The organism is Edaphobacter modestus (genome assembly GCF_004217555.1).
Classification (GTDB): Bacteria; Acidobacteriota; Terriglobia; order Terriglobales; family Acidobacteriaceae; genus Edaphobacter; species Edaphobacter modestus.
Genome location: NZ_SHKW01000001.1, coordinates 2,867,010 through 2,883,383, shown reverse-complemented (window position 1 = coordinate 2,883,383; position 16,374 = coordinate 2,867,010). Strand labels below are relative to the sequence as shown.

Here is a 16,374-nt window from a genome sequence, read left to right as displayed (position 1 = left end):
AAGCAGGTTCATGGGATTTTAAGTTGCCTGTCTTCTCCATCTGGAGGTGTTCCTGCACAGCCGGTGATTCAGTGGAGGCCGTTGACGCGCCGGTTGCCGTGTGTGATAGCATCCGTGTCTCGCCGGTGAGCCAGCGGGCCGGTGTGATGAAAACGATGTGCTCTGCCAGAGCCATTTTTATCCCGGGAAGGGACATCGCAGTGATGGCGGCATGGATGTTCGCCCCTTACTTTCGACCGAAAGCTGGTGCCCCCTTGGTGAAAAAGGATGGCAGAACGACTTCGTCAGCCAATGTTCCATGGCTGATCTCAGCGGCGCGGTTCAGCTGTGACGAGATCCCTGCATTTCCAGAATCAATACTCGCTTCCAATCAACGAAAGCACGATTTAAGTCACCTGCTTCCTACGGCTGTTGATGGGTACGGAGGGTTTCCATGAGGGTCTATGGGGGAAAAGAAATTCGGAATGTCGCGGTGGTGGGACACGCTCATTGCGGAAAGACATCGCTGATTGCCGCCATGCTGCACACGGCGAAGATGACTCCGGAGCTGGGACGCGTCGAAGACGGATCTGCTGTTACGGCCTATGACGACGAAGAAGTGGCCCGGCAGACGACGATGGCGAACGCGGTGGCCTTCGCTGAATGGAACGGGGTGAAGGTGAACCTGATCGATACGCCCGGCTTTCACATGTTCGTCCACGAGGCCCGGGCGGCGATGATGCCCGTGGAGTCGGCCCTGGTCGTCGTAAATGCCTGCACCGGCGTGGAGACGATGACAGACCGCGTCTGGCGGTACGCGATGGAGGTCGCGTTGCCTCGCGCGATTGTCGTGAACCAGGTGGACCATCCCAAGGCCGACAGCCGCCTCGGCCGAAAGCAGATGATTGAAACGATGCAGGCAAAGTGGGGCCGCCAGGTTGTCCCGTTGGAGCTGCCGATTGTGGATGAGAAGGGCTTTCATGGCGTCGTGGATCTCGTGACGATGAAGTCTTACCTCTATGAGCCGGGAGGAAGCGGAAGGGGAGAGCCGGGAGCGATTCCTCACGCCCTGGAGGCAGACGCGCGGCTGGCACACGAGCAACTGGTGGAGTTAGTCGCGGAAGGCAAAGACGAGTTGATGGAAGAGTTCTTTCGTGAGGGCACCATCCCGGAAGAACATCTGATCTCCGCATTGCACGAGGCCATACGCGAGGATAGGATCTTCCCCGTCCTCTATACAAGCGGATTGAGGAACGTCGGAACCGATCATCTCCTGGACTATCTGAAGATCTATGCGCCGACCGCCGTGGAGCGGGAACCGATTGCAGCTCGCGCGATGAGCTCGATCGTTGTCGCGCACGGAAATGGAGAGGGCAAGGCTGCAAACGGCTACACACAGGAAGAGATGGTGATGCGCCCGATCGACGATAAGGAGCCCCTGGCACTCTACGTCTACAAAACCATGAGCGATCCCTTCGCCGGGAGGATCTCCTTCTTCAAGGTGGTGAGCGGGATAGCGAGAAATGACACGGCGGTGCAGAACTTCACCCGGCACGAGATGGAGCGGCTGATGCACCTGTCCGTAATGCAGGGCCGCAAGCCGATGGAGATTCAGGAGCTTCATGCCGGCGACCTTGGCGCCGTGCCTAAGCTGCGCTCGACTCTAAGCGGCGACACCCTGGGCGACAAGGCCCACGAGATCTTTCTGGAGCCTGTATCTACGCCAGAACCCGTGATGACGTATGCGATTGAACCCAAATCGCGGGCCGATGAGGATAAGCTGGCGCCCGCGCTGCACCGGTTGATGGAAGAAGATCTCATGGTTCGCTTCTACCGCGATCCCTATACGGGCGAGTTTCTTGTTGCCGGATCGGGCCAGACACACATCGAAGCGACCGTCTCGAAGCTGAAGAAGCGGTATCACACCGAGGTCACGCTGAAGGCACCCAAGGTGCCGTATCGAGAGACCATTCGAGGCCACGCCGAGGCGCAAGGCAAGCATAAGAAGCAGACCGGCGGGCATGGACAGTTTGGGGACTGCCGCATTCGTATGGAGCCACTTCCCCGCGGCAGTGGAATCGTGTTCGAAAACAATATCTACGGCGGTGCGATTCCAAGGCAGTTCGTGCCTGCCGTGGAAAAGGGAATTCACGAGTCGGCCGCTCGGGGCTTCCTCGCCGGATATCCGGTGGTGGATTTCAAGGCAACGGTAATCGACGGAAGCTATCACGAGGTCGATTCCAGCGAAATGTCGTTCAAACTGGCGGCAAGGCTGGCGTTTCGTAAGTGCATGGAGCAGGCGAAGCCAACGCTGCTTGAGCCGGTCATGCGCGTCGAGATCGAGGCGCCGGACGAGTTTGCCGGTGCATTGATGGCCGATCTGAACGGCCGTCGAGGGCGCGTGCAGGGCATGGAAAGCGCAGGCTCGGGGAGCCTCGTTCGCGCCGAGGTTCCGATGGCGGAGATGCTGAACTATGGAGCAGCCTTGACCTCGATTACTCAGGGACGCGGCAGCTTCAGGATGGATATGGATCACTACGATGCCGTACCCCAGCAGCTCACGGAGAAGATTGTGGCGACCGCGAGGAGACCGGCAGGGGAGGAAGCAGAGGACTGAAATCAACCAGTGGAGATAGGGTTCTCCTCGAGAGAGAAGAACGACATTCCCCTGTGTTGATCCTGACTTCCAAAAATTTTGACCATGGGCCCGGAAAGAAGCAACGGACAAAGCATGATCAGGAGGAGTTAGCTATGGCTTCACTCATTGAGAATGTGATGGGACTTCTTGGTCCCATGGCGGGCCCCCTTTCGACTCAGCTCGGAGAGTCGACCGACACCGTTCAGCGTGGCCTTCAGGGTGGAGCGGCAGCCATGCTCTCCGGCCTTGCCTCGCGTGCAGACGAACCTGGCTTCCTTAGCCAGATCTTCGGCCTCATCACGAATCCGGCGAACACGGGCAGTTCCATCTCGGCGTTGATGGCAAACCCGTCAGCCGCGCTCTCCGGAGGTTCTCCCCTCACGGAGATGTCCGGAAAGCTGATTTCAACCATCTTCGGTTCTCGCCTCACGGGGATAACCGATGCCCTCGGTCAGTTTTCAGGAGTGGGAGCAAGCAAAGCCGGCACGCTTTTGAGTATGGCCGCCCCACTGGTGCTTGGCGGACTGGGACGCTTCGTTCGTGACAACAATGTCTCCGCATCCGATCTTGCTGCAAGCTTGAAGAGCGAGGCCCCGAAGTTACAGGGATTGATGCCTGCAGGTCTGTCCGGCCTCTTTTCCGGTATCTCCCCCGCACCCGCTGCTGCAGTTGACCGCCGGACGGCGGCAACGACGAACCGTTGGCTCTGGCCTGTGGTGATTCTGGCGGCCGTGCTGCTCGCTGCTTTGTGGTTCTTCAATCGGTCCAGGGCTCCGGTGAGTGAAGGAATGCAGACGGCCTCCAATGCCGGATCCTCCGCGATGGCCACGCTGGGGGAGTTTTTCAAGGCCCGGCTGCCGGATGGGGTAGAGCTGAATATTCCTCAGTTCGGGATTGAGAATAGGCTGCTTTCCTTCATCCAGGATTCTTCAAAGCCCGTCGATGATACGACCTGGTTCAACTTCGACCGGCTACGATTCGACACCGGCAAGGCCACGCTGGAGGCGTCTTCCGAAGAGCAGTTGAAGAATGTCGCCGAAATCCTGAAGGCTTATCCCAACGTGCACGTGAAGATCGGCGGTTACACCGACAACACAGGCAATGAGGATGCTAATAAGGCCCTCTCCGAGGCACGGGCAAAGAGTGTGATGGACTCGCTGGCTGGCAAGGGCATCGATCCCTCCCGAATGGAGGCGGAAGGGTATGGCGATCAGCATCCTGTGGGCGATAACACAACCGAGGAAGGCAGGGCGAAAAATCGAAGGATTGCGCTGAGAGTAACGCAGAAATAACGAAATCCTCCATCCAAGCAGACATGCGGGCGGCTCCGGGTCGAGCCTGCTCGCACATCACTCGCGGGCGTGCGCCTATATCCAACGCCAGCCGGGATTTGCGCATCCATCAGATTTTGCGCATCCATCAGATAAAGTTGTGGGGAGACTATTCTCAGCAAAGACCCAAATATGAACGAGCCTTTACTTCCTGCAAAAGCTCAGAGCCCCTGGCTGGAGCGGCTGCGGGCCCTTCGTAATGTTCCCCCTGTCCTGCACATCTTATGGGAGTCCGGTCCCTGGGTGGTTACGTGGGGCCTGATCCTTCGTGTCTTCGTGGCGGTGCTGCCTTTCGGAATTGCGAAGGTCGCGGCCACCATTCTCAATGGCATTGCCAATGCTCTGCATGGGCAGAACCTGCCCGGGAATTTCTGGGTTCTGGTTGCGACCGAAGTAGGGCTCAACGTGGCTCTCGGTCTGCTGATGCGCGTCATCGACTACACCGATGCGCTGCTGGCGAATCGCTACACGCAACATGTGAGCGTGCGCGTGATGGATCAGGCCGCACGCCTGGACCTGACGACCTACGAAGATCCAGTCTTTTATGACAGATTAGAGCGTGCCAGGGTACAGGCAACGGACCGTCTGGTGCTGATCCAGCAGCTGGGCCGCCTGGTCCAGCAGGTTATCACCACGCTTACCTTTTCTGTGGCTCTGGCCTGGGCGTCTCCATGGCTCGTATTGTTGCTTGCTTTAGGCGTTCTTCCATCCTTTGTAGGGGAGACACACTTCGCTTTTCTTGGATATGCCAAGAACTTTCGCCAGACACCGGCAAAGCGACAGATGGATTATTTGCGGCAGGTTGCGGGCAGCCGCGAGGGAGCCAAGGAGGTTAAGCTCTTTGGGCTGCATCGCTTTTTCACAGATCGATTCAAAGCCCTGGCCAGCCAGATCTATCGTGAGGACGTTACTCTGGCGCGGTCGAAGCTGTTGATGGGGGGGCTGCTCGGAGTTGTAAGCACATTGGGTTATTACGGAGCTTATGTCTATGTCGTCTGGCGAGCCCTGGCTGGGCAGTATGATATCGGCCAGTTCGCCTTTCTAACCGCGGCGATTCAACAGGCAAGTTCCAACCTGCAGCAGGTCTTCTCGACAGCGTCCGGCATTGCCGATCAGGCCCTGTTCCTCACCGATCTGCTCGCCTTCTTCGAGATGAAGTCGATCGTCGATCCCAACCCGGGCGGTCGTCGGATTCCCGAGTCGATCGTCGAAGGCTTCGAATTTCGGAATGTGTCCTTTGCGTATCCGGGAACTACGCGCACAGTGTTGAAGAACTTCAACATGAAGCTACGGCGCGGGGAGCGCATCGCTCTGATCGGCGAAAACGGACAGGGCAAGACGACCGTGGTCAAGCTGATTACTCGGCTCTACGATCCCACCGAAGGTCAGATCCTGCTGGATGGCGTAGACTTGCGCGAGTACTCGCTTGAGGATCTGCACCGGCACATCGGCGTAATCTTTCAGGATTTTGTGCGCTTCGAGATGACGGCGCGCGAGAATATCGGCATCGGCCGGATTGAGCACATGAACAATCAACCGGAGGTTGAATCGGCCGCGCATAAGAGCCTTGCAGACACCGTCGTTGCGAAACTTGCGGGAGGCTACGACCAGATGTTGGGCCGCAGATTCGAAGGCGGCGTCGAGCTCTCCGGTGGAGAATGGCAGAAGATTGCTCTGGCTCGTGCGTATCTGCGCGATGCGCAGTTACTTATATTGGACGAGCCCACGGCAGCTCTCGATGCTCGGAGCGAGCTGGAGGTATTTGAACGATTTGCAGAGTTAACGGAAGGCAAGATGGCGTTGCTGATCTCGCACCGGTTTTCGACAGTGAGAATGGCCGACCGCATCGTCGTGTTATCCGGCGGCCGCTTGATCGAAGAAGGAAATCATCAGCAGCTGATGGCGGCCGGCGGTGTGTATGCGGGTATGTTCGAGATGCAGGCAGCGAGCTACAGATAATTCCTGAGTGATGCATCTCCGCCTGAAGCGATAGTTCTAATTTCTTTTTGCGAAATCTTACGAGAGAGAGTTGAGTTAGGGATTCGATGGCATTGTCTGAAGATCTCACATCAGCACAAACGACACCCTTGACGGCGCCCGTGCAGGAGACGGCTGTAACCGGCCTGCCGGAGGAGCCGACCATCGGTGAAGCAGAGCTGCGGCGTCATGCCGACGATCTGGCGCAGCGTCTTCACTCCCAATTGCCGGGAAAAGATCAGCAGGATCTGGTTCGCTACCTTGACAACCTTCGCAAATGGCTCGTGTCGCGCGTGCCGGTGTGGAAGGAGGGAACCTCGACGACGGAGCTGACTCCAAAGCTGGAACTTGTTGAGAGCGCGCGAATGTTTGAATCGATCATCCCGCGTGGAGACAGCGCAGCCGCGACCTTTCGCGAGGTTCCCGAAGCGGATCTCCCTCCCGTGGGATTGCTTCCGCAGATCATTCACATCGCCGGAAGTTATCTGGCTGCAGTGGACGGCATCTGGTCGCCACGCTCGCTTTCGATCTATATCGAGCAGATGCAGCGGCATCATCCGCTGCGGCTGAGAGAGATAGAGCTGCTTCCGGAGGCACTGAAGATCTCGCAGCTGGAATTCATCCTCCGCCGTGCCGATGAGGCCTTCGCCCAGGGCGACCTGCCGCCGATCGAGCAGTCGCCATTTTCTGCTCCGATTCATAGTCTGAGACGTATGAACCAGATCGAGTGGCGAGACACCCTTGAGCCGCTCGTGGCGTTTGATACAGTGCTCCGCCTTGATCCGGGAGGAGTGTTTGGCCGCATGGAGGAAGAGACGCGAGCTTCGTATCGGCTGCGAATCGCGGAGCTGGCGCGGCACGCCGATACCAATGAGGTACAGACGGCGCAGGTTGCCCTCGAACTTGCCCAGGCGGCGGAACGGATCGAGTATCAGGATCCGCGGATGGCGAAGAGGAAGTCGCACATCGGCTACTATCTGTTTGCCGATGGGGTACGGGAGCTGAAGCTTCGTATCGGCTTTCGTCCCTCTCCGGTCGAGCGCCTGCGGGAGCTGGTCAGCACCTACAACGAAGAGTTCTACACGCTTGGAACCTTCACGCTTGCCCTTCTGCTGATCACGGCGATCATTCTCCCGCTGGTCCCGCATCATGACTTCTGGCCGGTGATGGCCGCCCTGCTGCTTGCATTGCTGCCTGCGACCCAGGGTGCGGTCGATCTGGTGAACGGCATCGTTACGATGTTGATGAAGACGGAAGCTCTTCCGAAGCTCGACTTTTCGAAGGGCATTCCGCAGGATGCGTCGACGCTGGTTGTGGTGCCGTCGCTGCTGCTCAATGAAAAACAGGTTGAAGATCTGCTGGATGAGCTTGAAGCACGTTATCTCTCAAACCAGGATCCCAATCTTCATTTCGCGCTCCTGACCGATCTGCCGGACACCGCCGTTCGGCCTCCACAAGTGGACGAGGGTCCGCTGGTCGATCTGGCGGCACGGGCAATCGACAATCTGAATCGGAAGTATGCAAAACGCGACGCAGGGTCGTTCCTGTTGCTGCACCGGCACCGCGCCTTCAACGCCCGCCAGGGAGTCTGGATGGGTTGGGAGCGCAAGCGGGGCAAGTTGCTGGACCTGAACCGGCTGCTCGAAGAAGAGCATGACAGCTTTCCTCGGAAGGCGGGTCCTCTGGGTGTGCTCGAGCACGTCCGCTTTGTCATCACGCTGGACTCCGACACGCAGCTTCCTCACGGCACCGCGGCGCGGATGATCGGCACCATGGCGCACCCGCTGAATCGAGCGATCATTCACCCCCGGCTCCGTATCGTTACTGCGGGCTATGGAATCCTGCAGCCGCGCGTGGGTGTAAGCGTGTCCTCGGCGTCCCGCTCGCGCCTTGCTGCCCTGTACTCCGGCGAGACCGGCTTCGATGTCTATGCGCGAGCGGTCTCGGACGCCTACCAGGATCTCTTCGGCGAGGGAATCTTTACCGGAAAAGGGATCTACGATGTAAGCGCCTTCCACCAGGTTCTGAACCACCGCTTTCCCCGCAACGCGCTCCTCTCCCATGACCTGATCGAAGGCGCCTATGCGCGCGCGGGCCTGGTGTCGGACATCGAGGTGATCGACGACTATCCATCTCATTACTCTGCGCATATGAAGCGCAAGCATCGCTGGGTGCGGGGCGACTGGCAGATTCTTCGCTGGCTCTTCAACGTCGTTCCTGACGAGTACGGCCGCCTGGTCCTGAACCCGATCAGCACGATCTCGCGTTGGAAGATCCTGGACAACCTGCGCCGCAGCCTCATCGAGCCGATCGTATTTCTATTGTTCGTCTTCGGCTGGTTCTTCCTGCCAGGCGGCGCTCTCTACTGGACGGAGGCCGTCCTGCTGGTGATTCTGCTTCCTGGACTTGTGCAGCTGGGCTTCAACGTGGGCCGCGCTGTGTTCAAGCGAAGCTTCGCAGCTCTTCGCGACGGAATCGTGACGTTTGTCTCTTCCATGGCGATTACGCTGCTGAACCTGATCTTTCTTCCGCATCACATGCTCCTGTCGCTGGATGCGATCGTGCGTTCCCTCATCCGTCTCTTCCTGTCGGGAAAGAACCTGCTGGATTGGGAGACGGCGGCTGAGTCGGAGTCGAACTTGGGTCGCGGCTCGCTGGATATGTATCTCAAGCTGTCGCCTGTGATCTCGTTGACGATCGCAATGGGACTTGCGCTGGCGCGTCCGGAATCGCTGTTCCCGGCCTCGCCCGTGCTGGTGTTGTGGGCGCTGGCTCCGGCCGTGGCTACATGGGTGAACTCGCCTCCGCGCGCAGTCGAAGGTCCTCTCAAGTCGGCAGATCGCAAGTTTCTGGAGCGTCAGGCGCTGTTGATCTGGCGATACTTCCTGGAGTTCGGCGGGCCGGAGAATCACTGGCTGATTCCCGACAACGTCGAAGAGAAGGGAACGCACCAGGTGAGAAAGCTGTCACCGACGAACCTGGGCATGCTGATCAACGCACGGCAGGCCGCGTGCGAGTTCGGTTTTTTGACACCGGAGAAGTTCGCCGAAGCTACGCTGGGAACCCTTGCCACCTACGAGGGGCTCGAGAAGCAGCGGGGACATATTTACAACTGGTACGACATTGAAACCCTGCAACCGATCTCTCCGAAGATCGTATCGGCGGTCGATAGCGGGAACCTTGCGGCTTCGTTTTATTCGCTGCACTCCGGAACGCTTGAGCTGCTGAAGAAGCCGCTGCTTCCTGAAGCGTGGTTATCGTGGCCTGAGGGCAAAGCCAACTCTCAGTCGGACTGGGTTGAAGAAGAGAAGCAACGCTCCCGCAAGGAGTGGGTCAAATTCTCCGAGGCCTATGCGCCCTGGCAGTCTGGCCGCTTTGAGAGTCTCTTCAAGGGCGCAACGTTGGTTCAGCCGGAGCCGCTGACGCTTCAGAAGGCGGCGGATTATGCCACGGAGCTGGAGGCCAAGCTGGCAACGGTAGCGGGAAGCGCGGAGGTCCAGGCGCTGGCCGCGGAGTTGCGCGGATTGCTTCCCGCGGCGAAGGCGCGGATCGCGCGGTTATGCAAGGATCTCGAGTCCATCGCGGAACGGGCGAATCGCTACGCCGATGCGATGGAGTACGGATTCCTCCTGGTGAAGTCGAGAAAGCTGCTCTCGATCGGCTACGACGGCGTGACCGGCGAGCTCTACGGAGCTTGTTACGACCTTCTCGCCTCCGAGGCGAGGATGGCCTTCTTCCTTGCCGTGGCGAAGGGCGATATCGCGCAGGAGTCTTGGTTCCGGCTGGACCGCTCGCATGTGCTGGTGAAGGGGCGAGCCTGCCTGCTGTCGTGGACGGGAACCATGTTCGAGTTCATGATGCCTGCGCTTTGGATGCGGACCTATCCGAACACGCTGATCACGCGGTCTCTGGAGTCCGCGGTACGGATTCAGCGGGACCATGTGAGGAACATTCCCTGGGGAATCTCCGAGTCCGGATTCGCGAAGACGGATGAGTCCGGCCGGTATGGATACCAGGCTTGGGGCATTCCGCAGGTCGCTCTGAAGTATGGCGCGGAGGACGGACCGGTGATCTCTCCGTACTCCACGTTTCTTGCGCTTCCGCTTCTTCGCGACGACGCGGTGGAGAATATCCGCCGGATGGCCTCGATGGGCTGGGTCGGCGACTACGGGTTCTACGAGGCAGCCGATTACATCGGGAGCCGCGAGCCGAAGCTGGTGCGGTCGTGGATGGCGCATCACCAGGGGATGAGCCTGCTGGCCTTGACGAACCTGCTTCGTGACGGAGCGTTTCAGCGATGGTTCCACGCCAATCCGATCGTGCGGGCGACGGAGCTGCTGCTGCACGAGAAGCCACTCAGCAAGGAGTCCAAGGAGGCGCTGGATGAGGCGGTGGTTACGAAGCCCGCGCCGAAGCTTGCGCTTGAGGGGAATGGACAGCCTAAGGTAGCTTAGGGTACCCCCCCCCTATACCAAAATTGGTAAGCCATTTGTTTTGAATGGCTTATCAATTTTTGTTGCCATAAATTATTCAATAGAAAGGGTTTAAGTATCAAAATATTGAATTATAAGGACTTATTTCAATCTTCGAAGGGATCAGCCCAAAGCAGTTTGTTCAGCGCTTCTTTTTTGATCCTGCTTATATTTTAGCGAAGAGGCATAAACCAATCGGCAAATGGATTTCCTTTGTTTCTTATGATTTAGGTCGGTTAAGGGCTTGACAGATTTTTGCTGAGGTAGAGAGTCGGAGGGTGGTGCACTCCGTTCCGCCTCAACGTTCGAGTTCTTGATCCGGCGCTGCTGCTGCACGAGAAGCCACTCAGCAAGGAGTCCAATGAGGCGCTGGATGAGGCGGTGGTTACGAAGCCCTCGCCGAAGCCTGCGCTTGAAGGGAAAGGACAGCCTAAAGTAGCTTAGGGGTACCCTCCCCCTAAATTAAAATGGATAAGTTATTTATTTTGAATAGCTTATTCATTTTGTCGAACTTAGATAATTCGGGGGGTTATATCTCACCAAAATTCTTGGAACGGAGGCAAATGCCGTAGGCAATGTGCTTATCGTGTATGTATTGAACAATTATCGTCAACAGCAATAAATGGCATCTAATTAGAAACAAATGGGTTGTCCAATTAATTATTGACTAGGTTTTCCACAGAATTTAATTGCTATCGTCACGCTCCATGGTGCATCATATAGCTAATCCGCTGAGAGGCGGAGGCAGACGCCTGTGCGTCGCCCGGTCGCCAACTGAGGGCCGGTTTTCACTTTAAGGCAACATTTTCGTTCCGCATCCTCTGACTGTTCCTCGCCAATTCCTGTGATATTTGGTCTCATAGAGAGCTTTAACCACTTGCGTCCCGAACGGCGCTGTCATCTCTTCCCCTTTTTTCTTGCAAATGAGATCGCGCCCGGCTGGATTAGCTAGGAGGTCGGCCAATTGGAGGCCAGCGATATTAGCTTCTTTCTTTTGAATCTTTAATTGTCCGGACGATAGTCGCGACTGAAAACGCTTCCAAGGCATATTCGGGGTCCCGTTGTTGTAAACGTGGATGTAGGCTTTTTCTAGTTTTATGTTTGGCTTCTTTCCGCGCCACTCTGCCATCACGTCCCCCTTCCCATCCCGGTCAGCTAACAGCATGACGTAACGCTCCAGCATCGCAGTTAGACAGTAGTGATAGGACTGGAACCGCCAAACATTATACTTTTTCAAAGTGCTCCTTTTTATCGATGAGGACGGTGAGAGCAGTGTATTCCGCATCGTTCACCATCTTGATCAATCCTTGGGTGAATGCTTCTCTGATGCCATCGTTAGCTAATGCATCGAATGGGGGCGGTTTCTTGTCGATGATTTCGCGCCTATGCAATACGACCGCATCACTTCCGAAAGCCGCTATCTTTAGGGCGTTCATTTGCTCAGTGAGATTAAGATGGGCACCGTCTAGATCTAAAACCACCCCGGTTAGCGAAAGGAATTGTTCGTTAGGATCGTTGCGCGTGTTTATGTTGTCATGGCCAAACTCATCGATGAATAATCTGTACACGCATCTTACTCAGAATAGGGATGATCCATCTTACTACCGATAATTACGCTGGAGCATTAGGGGCCAAATTCATAGTGTGTCAGGTATGTTTATGCCCAGATTTTTGCCGGGACTGAGACTCGCCGGCCGGTGACGCTGCCGGAGAGGCTTCAGTAGTTTCGGAAGCCGGCGAGCTTCATGGCATTGGGGGCTTCGGGGTTTCGCATGAAGGTATTCCAGACGAAGCCGCTGCGGAAGTTCTCGATATTCAGCAGGCTGATTCCGAGGTCGATTCCGAGGACGTCGGCGTCGTACCAGGCGAGATCCGGATGGAAGGCGTCACAGGGGCCGTAGCGTCCCCAGGCGTACTCGCCGTATTTTTCCTTGAGGGAGCGGAGGACGCGCAGGCAGTCGATTGGAAGGAAGGGCAGGGAGCCGGCGGTGGCGGAGGGAACCACGGTGCCGTCGACGGGACCGAGGAGTGGCGGGCCTCCCCAGGCGGTATAGCCGTGCATCCAGTCGGAGGCGGTGACGCCCCAGTAGTCGTCGTTATAGCCCCGGTTGAGGCTGAGGCAGAAGGCCTTGTGCGCGCGGACGGCGGTGACGGAGTTGGCGAAGTAATCGGCATAGCTGTCGCGCTTGCGATAGAAGTCGAACCAGGCGTGGGAGTAGAGATGGATGAAGAGCGGGTCGTGACCGCTGATGAAGTTGTATCTCTCGAAACGGACGCGGGGGCGGGTGAAGCTGCTCCAGCAGGAGGGGTCGATGGGATGGGTGGGCGAACCGATGGCGAGGAGATACATCATCATCATCTCGGCGTAGTGGTCCCATCGGGGGGTGAGAAAGCCGGTGGCGGGGAGCCAGCCGAGAGCGAAGGTCTTGCCGGTGTTGAGCATCCAGGGCCAGTCGACGCGGTTGTAGATCTGGGTGGCGAGATCGGCGATCTTCGGATCTTTGAAGTGGGCGCGGCAGGTGAGGACACCGCACAGAAAGATGGTGGTATCGATGGGAGAGACCTCGATATTGAGCAGGGGGAGGCCGGTCTTCACATCGTTGAAGTGGTAGTAGAACCCGTGCTCGGTGGGCATGGGCCTGAGGTGAAACTGAAGGGTGGCGAGGACTCGCTTGCGGATGTTGTCTGATGGGAGATATCTCCGGCTGTCGGCGATGCAGAGTGCGGTGAGGCCGAAGCCGGTTGAAGCGATGCTGGAGGCGAAGCGAGGGTCGAGGTGGCCCTGGGTGATGTGATTGTTGGCGCGGTCCAGAACCTGCCCGGTGGAGGGATCGGCCTGCTCGTAAAAGTAGAGGCAGGCCTGTCGCTCCATCTCGTCGAGAAAGGCAGAGGCATCGGGGTCGAGCGTTGCGGGCCGGGGCGCGGCGAGAGCGGCTCTTTCGAGCAGCGACGGGGCGGCGAGGCCGGAGAGGACGGTTCCGGCGATCCACCGGGTCGCGCTTCGGCGCGTGATGCCACCCGAGGGGACAGGCTTCATGCTGGAGACACCATGATCAATTGTGAGACTGCCCCACACACTGAAGTTTAGCGCTTCGCTCTTTCGTTGCCGAGGATGACGACTGCAAGCCCCTGGGGAGGGACCTGAATCGTAAGAGCTCCGTTGTGGAGGCTGGCGTGGTCGGGCGGAGCCGCTTTTCCGGCTTCGCGAAGTTTGACGATCTGATCGCGCGAGGGGAAGGCGGGGCGCCCCATGGAGTCGTAGGTCGAGATGACATTGCCGTGGCCTTCATCGAGACGGAGGATGGTCGCGGCCGCGTTGGGCGAGACACCGCTTAATTGCAGTGTAAATGTCCGGGAGGGTCCGCGGCTGGCGGGAGGCCGGGTGTAGGACGCTCCGGTGCCGTCCGGCGGGGCATAGTTCCAGAGGGCGAGGACGAGGGTTCCGTCGGCGCGGCGGGTGGCGAGAGCGGAGTCGGAGGCCAGGGGGATGCGCTGATCTCCCAGCTGGTGGAGCATGGCGAAGGCGTTGAAGGCGGGCTTGGGAATGCCGTCTTCGGCGATGAGGCCGAAGCCGCCGTAGAAGGGAGTTCGAACGACACCTTGTTCTTCAAAGACATCGGAGAAGCTCCAGTAGCTCATGGCCTGGGTGAGGCCGTCGCACTGGCTGATGGTGCCGGCGAGCCAGGGACCCATGTAGACGGAGTCGGTGACGTTGGGCTCGTTGGCGTAGCTGGCGTTGTACTCGCTGAAGATGAGCGGAGTGGAAGGCAGGGGCGAGGCGGCGATCTCGTCGTGAACCTTGCGGACGGCGCGGCAGACCATGCGATCGCGTGGGATGACTTCGTCGGTCTGGAAGACATCCTTTGCGGTGTCGTTGGCGTAGACGTGGCTGGAGGCGAAGTCGACGGGGATGTTGTTTTCTTTGCAGTGGCGCAGGAAGTCGCCGGTCCATGCGGCCTGCGCGGTGGACGGACCGCCGACGCGGAGGCGAGGGCTTACTTTCTTGATGGCGAGAGCGGTGTGGTCATACAGCTCGAAGTAGGAGGCCTGCGCGGGTTTTCCTCTCCAGAAGTCGATGTTGGGCTCGTTCCAGACCTCGAAGTCCCAGTGGGAGACCTCCTCGATGCCGTAGCGTTCGACGAGATGCTGCGCGAAGGCAGTGATCATGGCGTCCCACTGGGCGTAGTCGCGTGGGGGCGTGACGTTGGGCCGGTACCAGAAGGGGTGGAGCGAGGTGGGATCGGAGGCGAGCTTGATGGGCATGAAGCTGAGCTCGACGAAGGGCCGGATGCCGTGATCGAGAAGGCCGTCGTAGATCTGATCGATGTAGGAGAAGTTGTAGATGCCGGTGTTGTCGGACGGTGCGGCGGCGGTGGCGTCCTTCATCTGCGCGAACAGGATGGGTTTGCGATCCGGATCGTAGAGGCCGACTTCGTCCTGAAAGATGGCGTGAAAACGAACGGATTGGAAGCCTGTGATCTGCTTTACGGAGCGGAGGTCCTGGCGGTAGCTGTCGCGCAGGGAAAGGATGGCGCGGCCAGAGCCGAACATCTGCTCCCAAAAATGGGGAAAGGGAGTTGTCTTCGCCTTTGCATCCACCTGAAGGGTTTCGGAGGCCGAGGGCGTGGTCTGTGCCGGCGAGGAGGCGAGCGCGGCGGTGAAGAGCAGGAGGGCTGCCGCAGAGCAGAAAGGAGAGCGACGGAGGGAGGACCGTTGCAGGCAGGACTTCATGAGTAAGGAATCTCCACGGTACGGGTTTTGCGAACGCTGTAGATGAGATGCGAGGAGTCCGCGAACTTGTCCGGCTTTTCGCCAAAGGACAAAGATACCGGACGCCTCAAAGACGTTCCAGTGATATTGTCGGGGTTCGTGCAATGGAATCAACGGAGGAGACCTGGAATGGGGCTGAATCGCGGAAGAGGGCTGACGGTCATAATGGCGTCGGCGCTGCTGTCGCTGACCTTTACGGCGTGGGGACAGCAGTCTGAGAAGAAAGAGAGCGTGGCTCGTCCTCGCATTACGGGGATCTCTCATGTGGCGTACTTCGTCTCGGATCTTCCGCGGGCAGAGGCCTTCTGGCATGACCTTCTGGGTTACGACGTGCCGTACGATCTGAAGCGCCCGGACGGCTCGACGCGGATTGCGTTCGTCAAGATCAATGATCGCCAGCACATCGAGCTGTTCAACGAGAAGCCTGCGAATCCACCGAACCACATGAGCCACATCTGCTTCAGCGTGGACGATCTCCAACAGATGCGCGCGTATCTGCTGTCGAAGGGGTTTGAGGTTCCATCGATCGGCACGACGAAGGTGGGAGACTCTGCGTTCGAGATCAAAGACCCGGAAGGGATGCTGGTGGAGTTTGTCCAGACGCTGCCGGGAGGAGCGGAGGCAAAGGCAGCGGGCAAATTCGAGCCTTCGACGCGTATCTCCACAAAGATCATGCACGTGGGCTTTCTGGTTGGGAATACAGAGAGGTCTCTCGATTTCTACGGGAAGATTCTTGGGTTTGAGGAGACATGGCGCGGCGGACCTGATCCGAAGGAGTTGAGCTGGATCAATATGCGCGTTCCCGACGGAACCGACTATGTCGAGTTCATGCTGTACCGAACCCTGCCCACGGAGATGGGAGGGAAGAACCATACGTCGCTCGAGGTTACGGAGATAGGGAGCTCGGTGGCGACGCTGGAAGCGAGACCTGCGTTCCAGCAGTACGGGAAGCCAGTGAAGGTGGCAACGGGGATTAATCGGAAGCGACAGGTTAATCTTTTTGATCCCGATGGCACGCGAGTGGAACTGATGGAGCCGAAGACAATTGACGGCCGACCGACACCTTCGTCGAGCGCGCCGCCTCCTGCTGCTGCGCACAATTAGCGCAAAGTGTAAGGAATTGAATTTCCTGCTGACAGCAGACCGAGATGGACTGACGCGGTAGAAGTGTTCGGACCACTTGGCGATGCGGACTGCGCGGTCCTGT

The 16,374-nt window shown here is 58.3% G+C and carries 9 protein-coding genes; 5 read left to right on the top strand and 4 right to left on the bottom strand.

Going from position 1 to position 16,374, the window contains the following annotated elements; genetic code table 11:
- Nucleotides 1-433: 433 nt before the first annotated feature.
- The 4 genes from BDD14_RS12070 (at nucleotide 434) to BDD14_RS12055 (ending at nucleotide 10,379) form a co-directional block, all read left to right on the top strand.
- On the top strand, nucleotides 434-2,596 hold the full coding sequence (locus BDD14_RS12070) for an elongation factor G (RefSeq protein ID WP_130419026.1): 2,163 nt from the start codon (nucleotides 434-436) through the stop codon (nucleotides 2,594-2,596).
- 134 nt (nucleotides 2,597-2,730) lie between these two features.
- A complete protein-coding gene (locus BDD14_RS12065) occupies nucleotides 2,731-3,909 on the top strand; it encodes an OmpA family protein (RefSeq protein ID WP_165420041.1) in 1,179 nt (392 codons plus the stop codon).
- A gap of 171 nt (nucleotides 3,910-4,080) precedes the next feature.
- Nucleotides 4,081-5,907: an ABC transporter ATP-binding protein gene (locus BDD14_RS12060; RefSeq protein ID WP_130419025.1), complete on the top strand. Its 1,827-nt coding sequence runs from the start codon at nucleotides 4,081-4,083 to the stop codon at nucleotides 5,905-5,907.
- An 86-nt stretch (nucleotides 5,908-5,993) separates the two neighbouring features.
- On the top strand, nucleotides 5,994-10,379 hold the full coding sequence (locus BDD14_RS12055) for a glucoamylase family protein (RefSeq protein ID WP_130419024.1): 4,386 nt from the start codon (nucleotides 5,994-5,996) through the stop codon (nucleotides 10,377-10,379).
- Between the two features lie 811 nt (nucleotides 10,380-11,190).
- Here BDD14_RS12055 and BDD14_RS12050 read toward each other — a convergent pair.
- From BDD14_RS12050 to BDD14_RS12035, 4 genes are all read right to left on the bottom strand, one after another.
- Complete coding sequence (locus BDD14_RS12050; protein ID WP_165420040.1) at nucleotides 11,191-11,634, bottom strand: DUF3800 domain-containing protein; 444 nt, start codon at nucleotides 11,632-11,634, stop codon at nucleotides 11,191-11,193.
- Entirely contained in the window at nucleotides 11,621-11,965 is a 345-nt protein-coding gene (locus BDD14_RS12045; RefSeq protein ID WP_130419022.1) for a DUF3800 domain-containing protein, read from the bottom strand. Before BDD14_RS12045 ends, BDD14_RS12050 begins: the two co-directional genes overlap by 14 nt.
- A gap of 149 nt (nucleotides 11,966-12,114) precedes the next feature.
- Nucleotides 12,115-13,434, bottom strand: a complete 1,320-nt coding sequence (locus BDD14_RS12040; protein ID WP_130419021.1) for a glucoamylase family protein — start codon at nucleotides 13,432-13,434, stop codon at nucleotides 12,115-12,117.
- Between the two features lie 47 nt (nucleotides 13,435-13,481).
- Entirely contained in the window at nucleotides 13,482-15,128 is a 1,647-nt protein-coding gene (locus BDD14_RS12035) for a GH39 family glycosyl hydrolase (protein WP_130419020.1), read from the bottom strand.
- 168 nt (nucleotides 15,129-15,296) lie between these two features.
- On the opposite strand from BDD14_RS12035, the gene BDD14_RS12030 reads away from it, so the two are divergent.
- Nucleotides 15,297-16,271, top strand: a complete 975-nt coding sequence (locus tag BDD14_RS12030; protein ID WP_242617902.1) for a VOC family protein — start codon at nucleotides 15,297-15,299, stop codon at nucleotides 16,269-16,271.
- Nucleotides 16,272-16,374 lie beyond the last annotated feature (103 nt).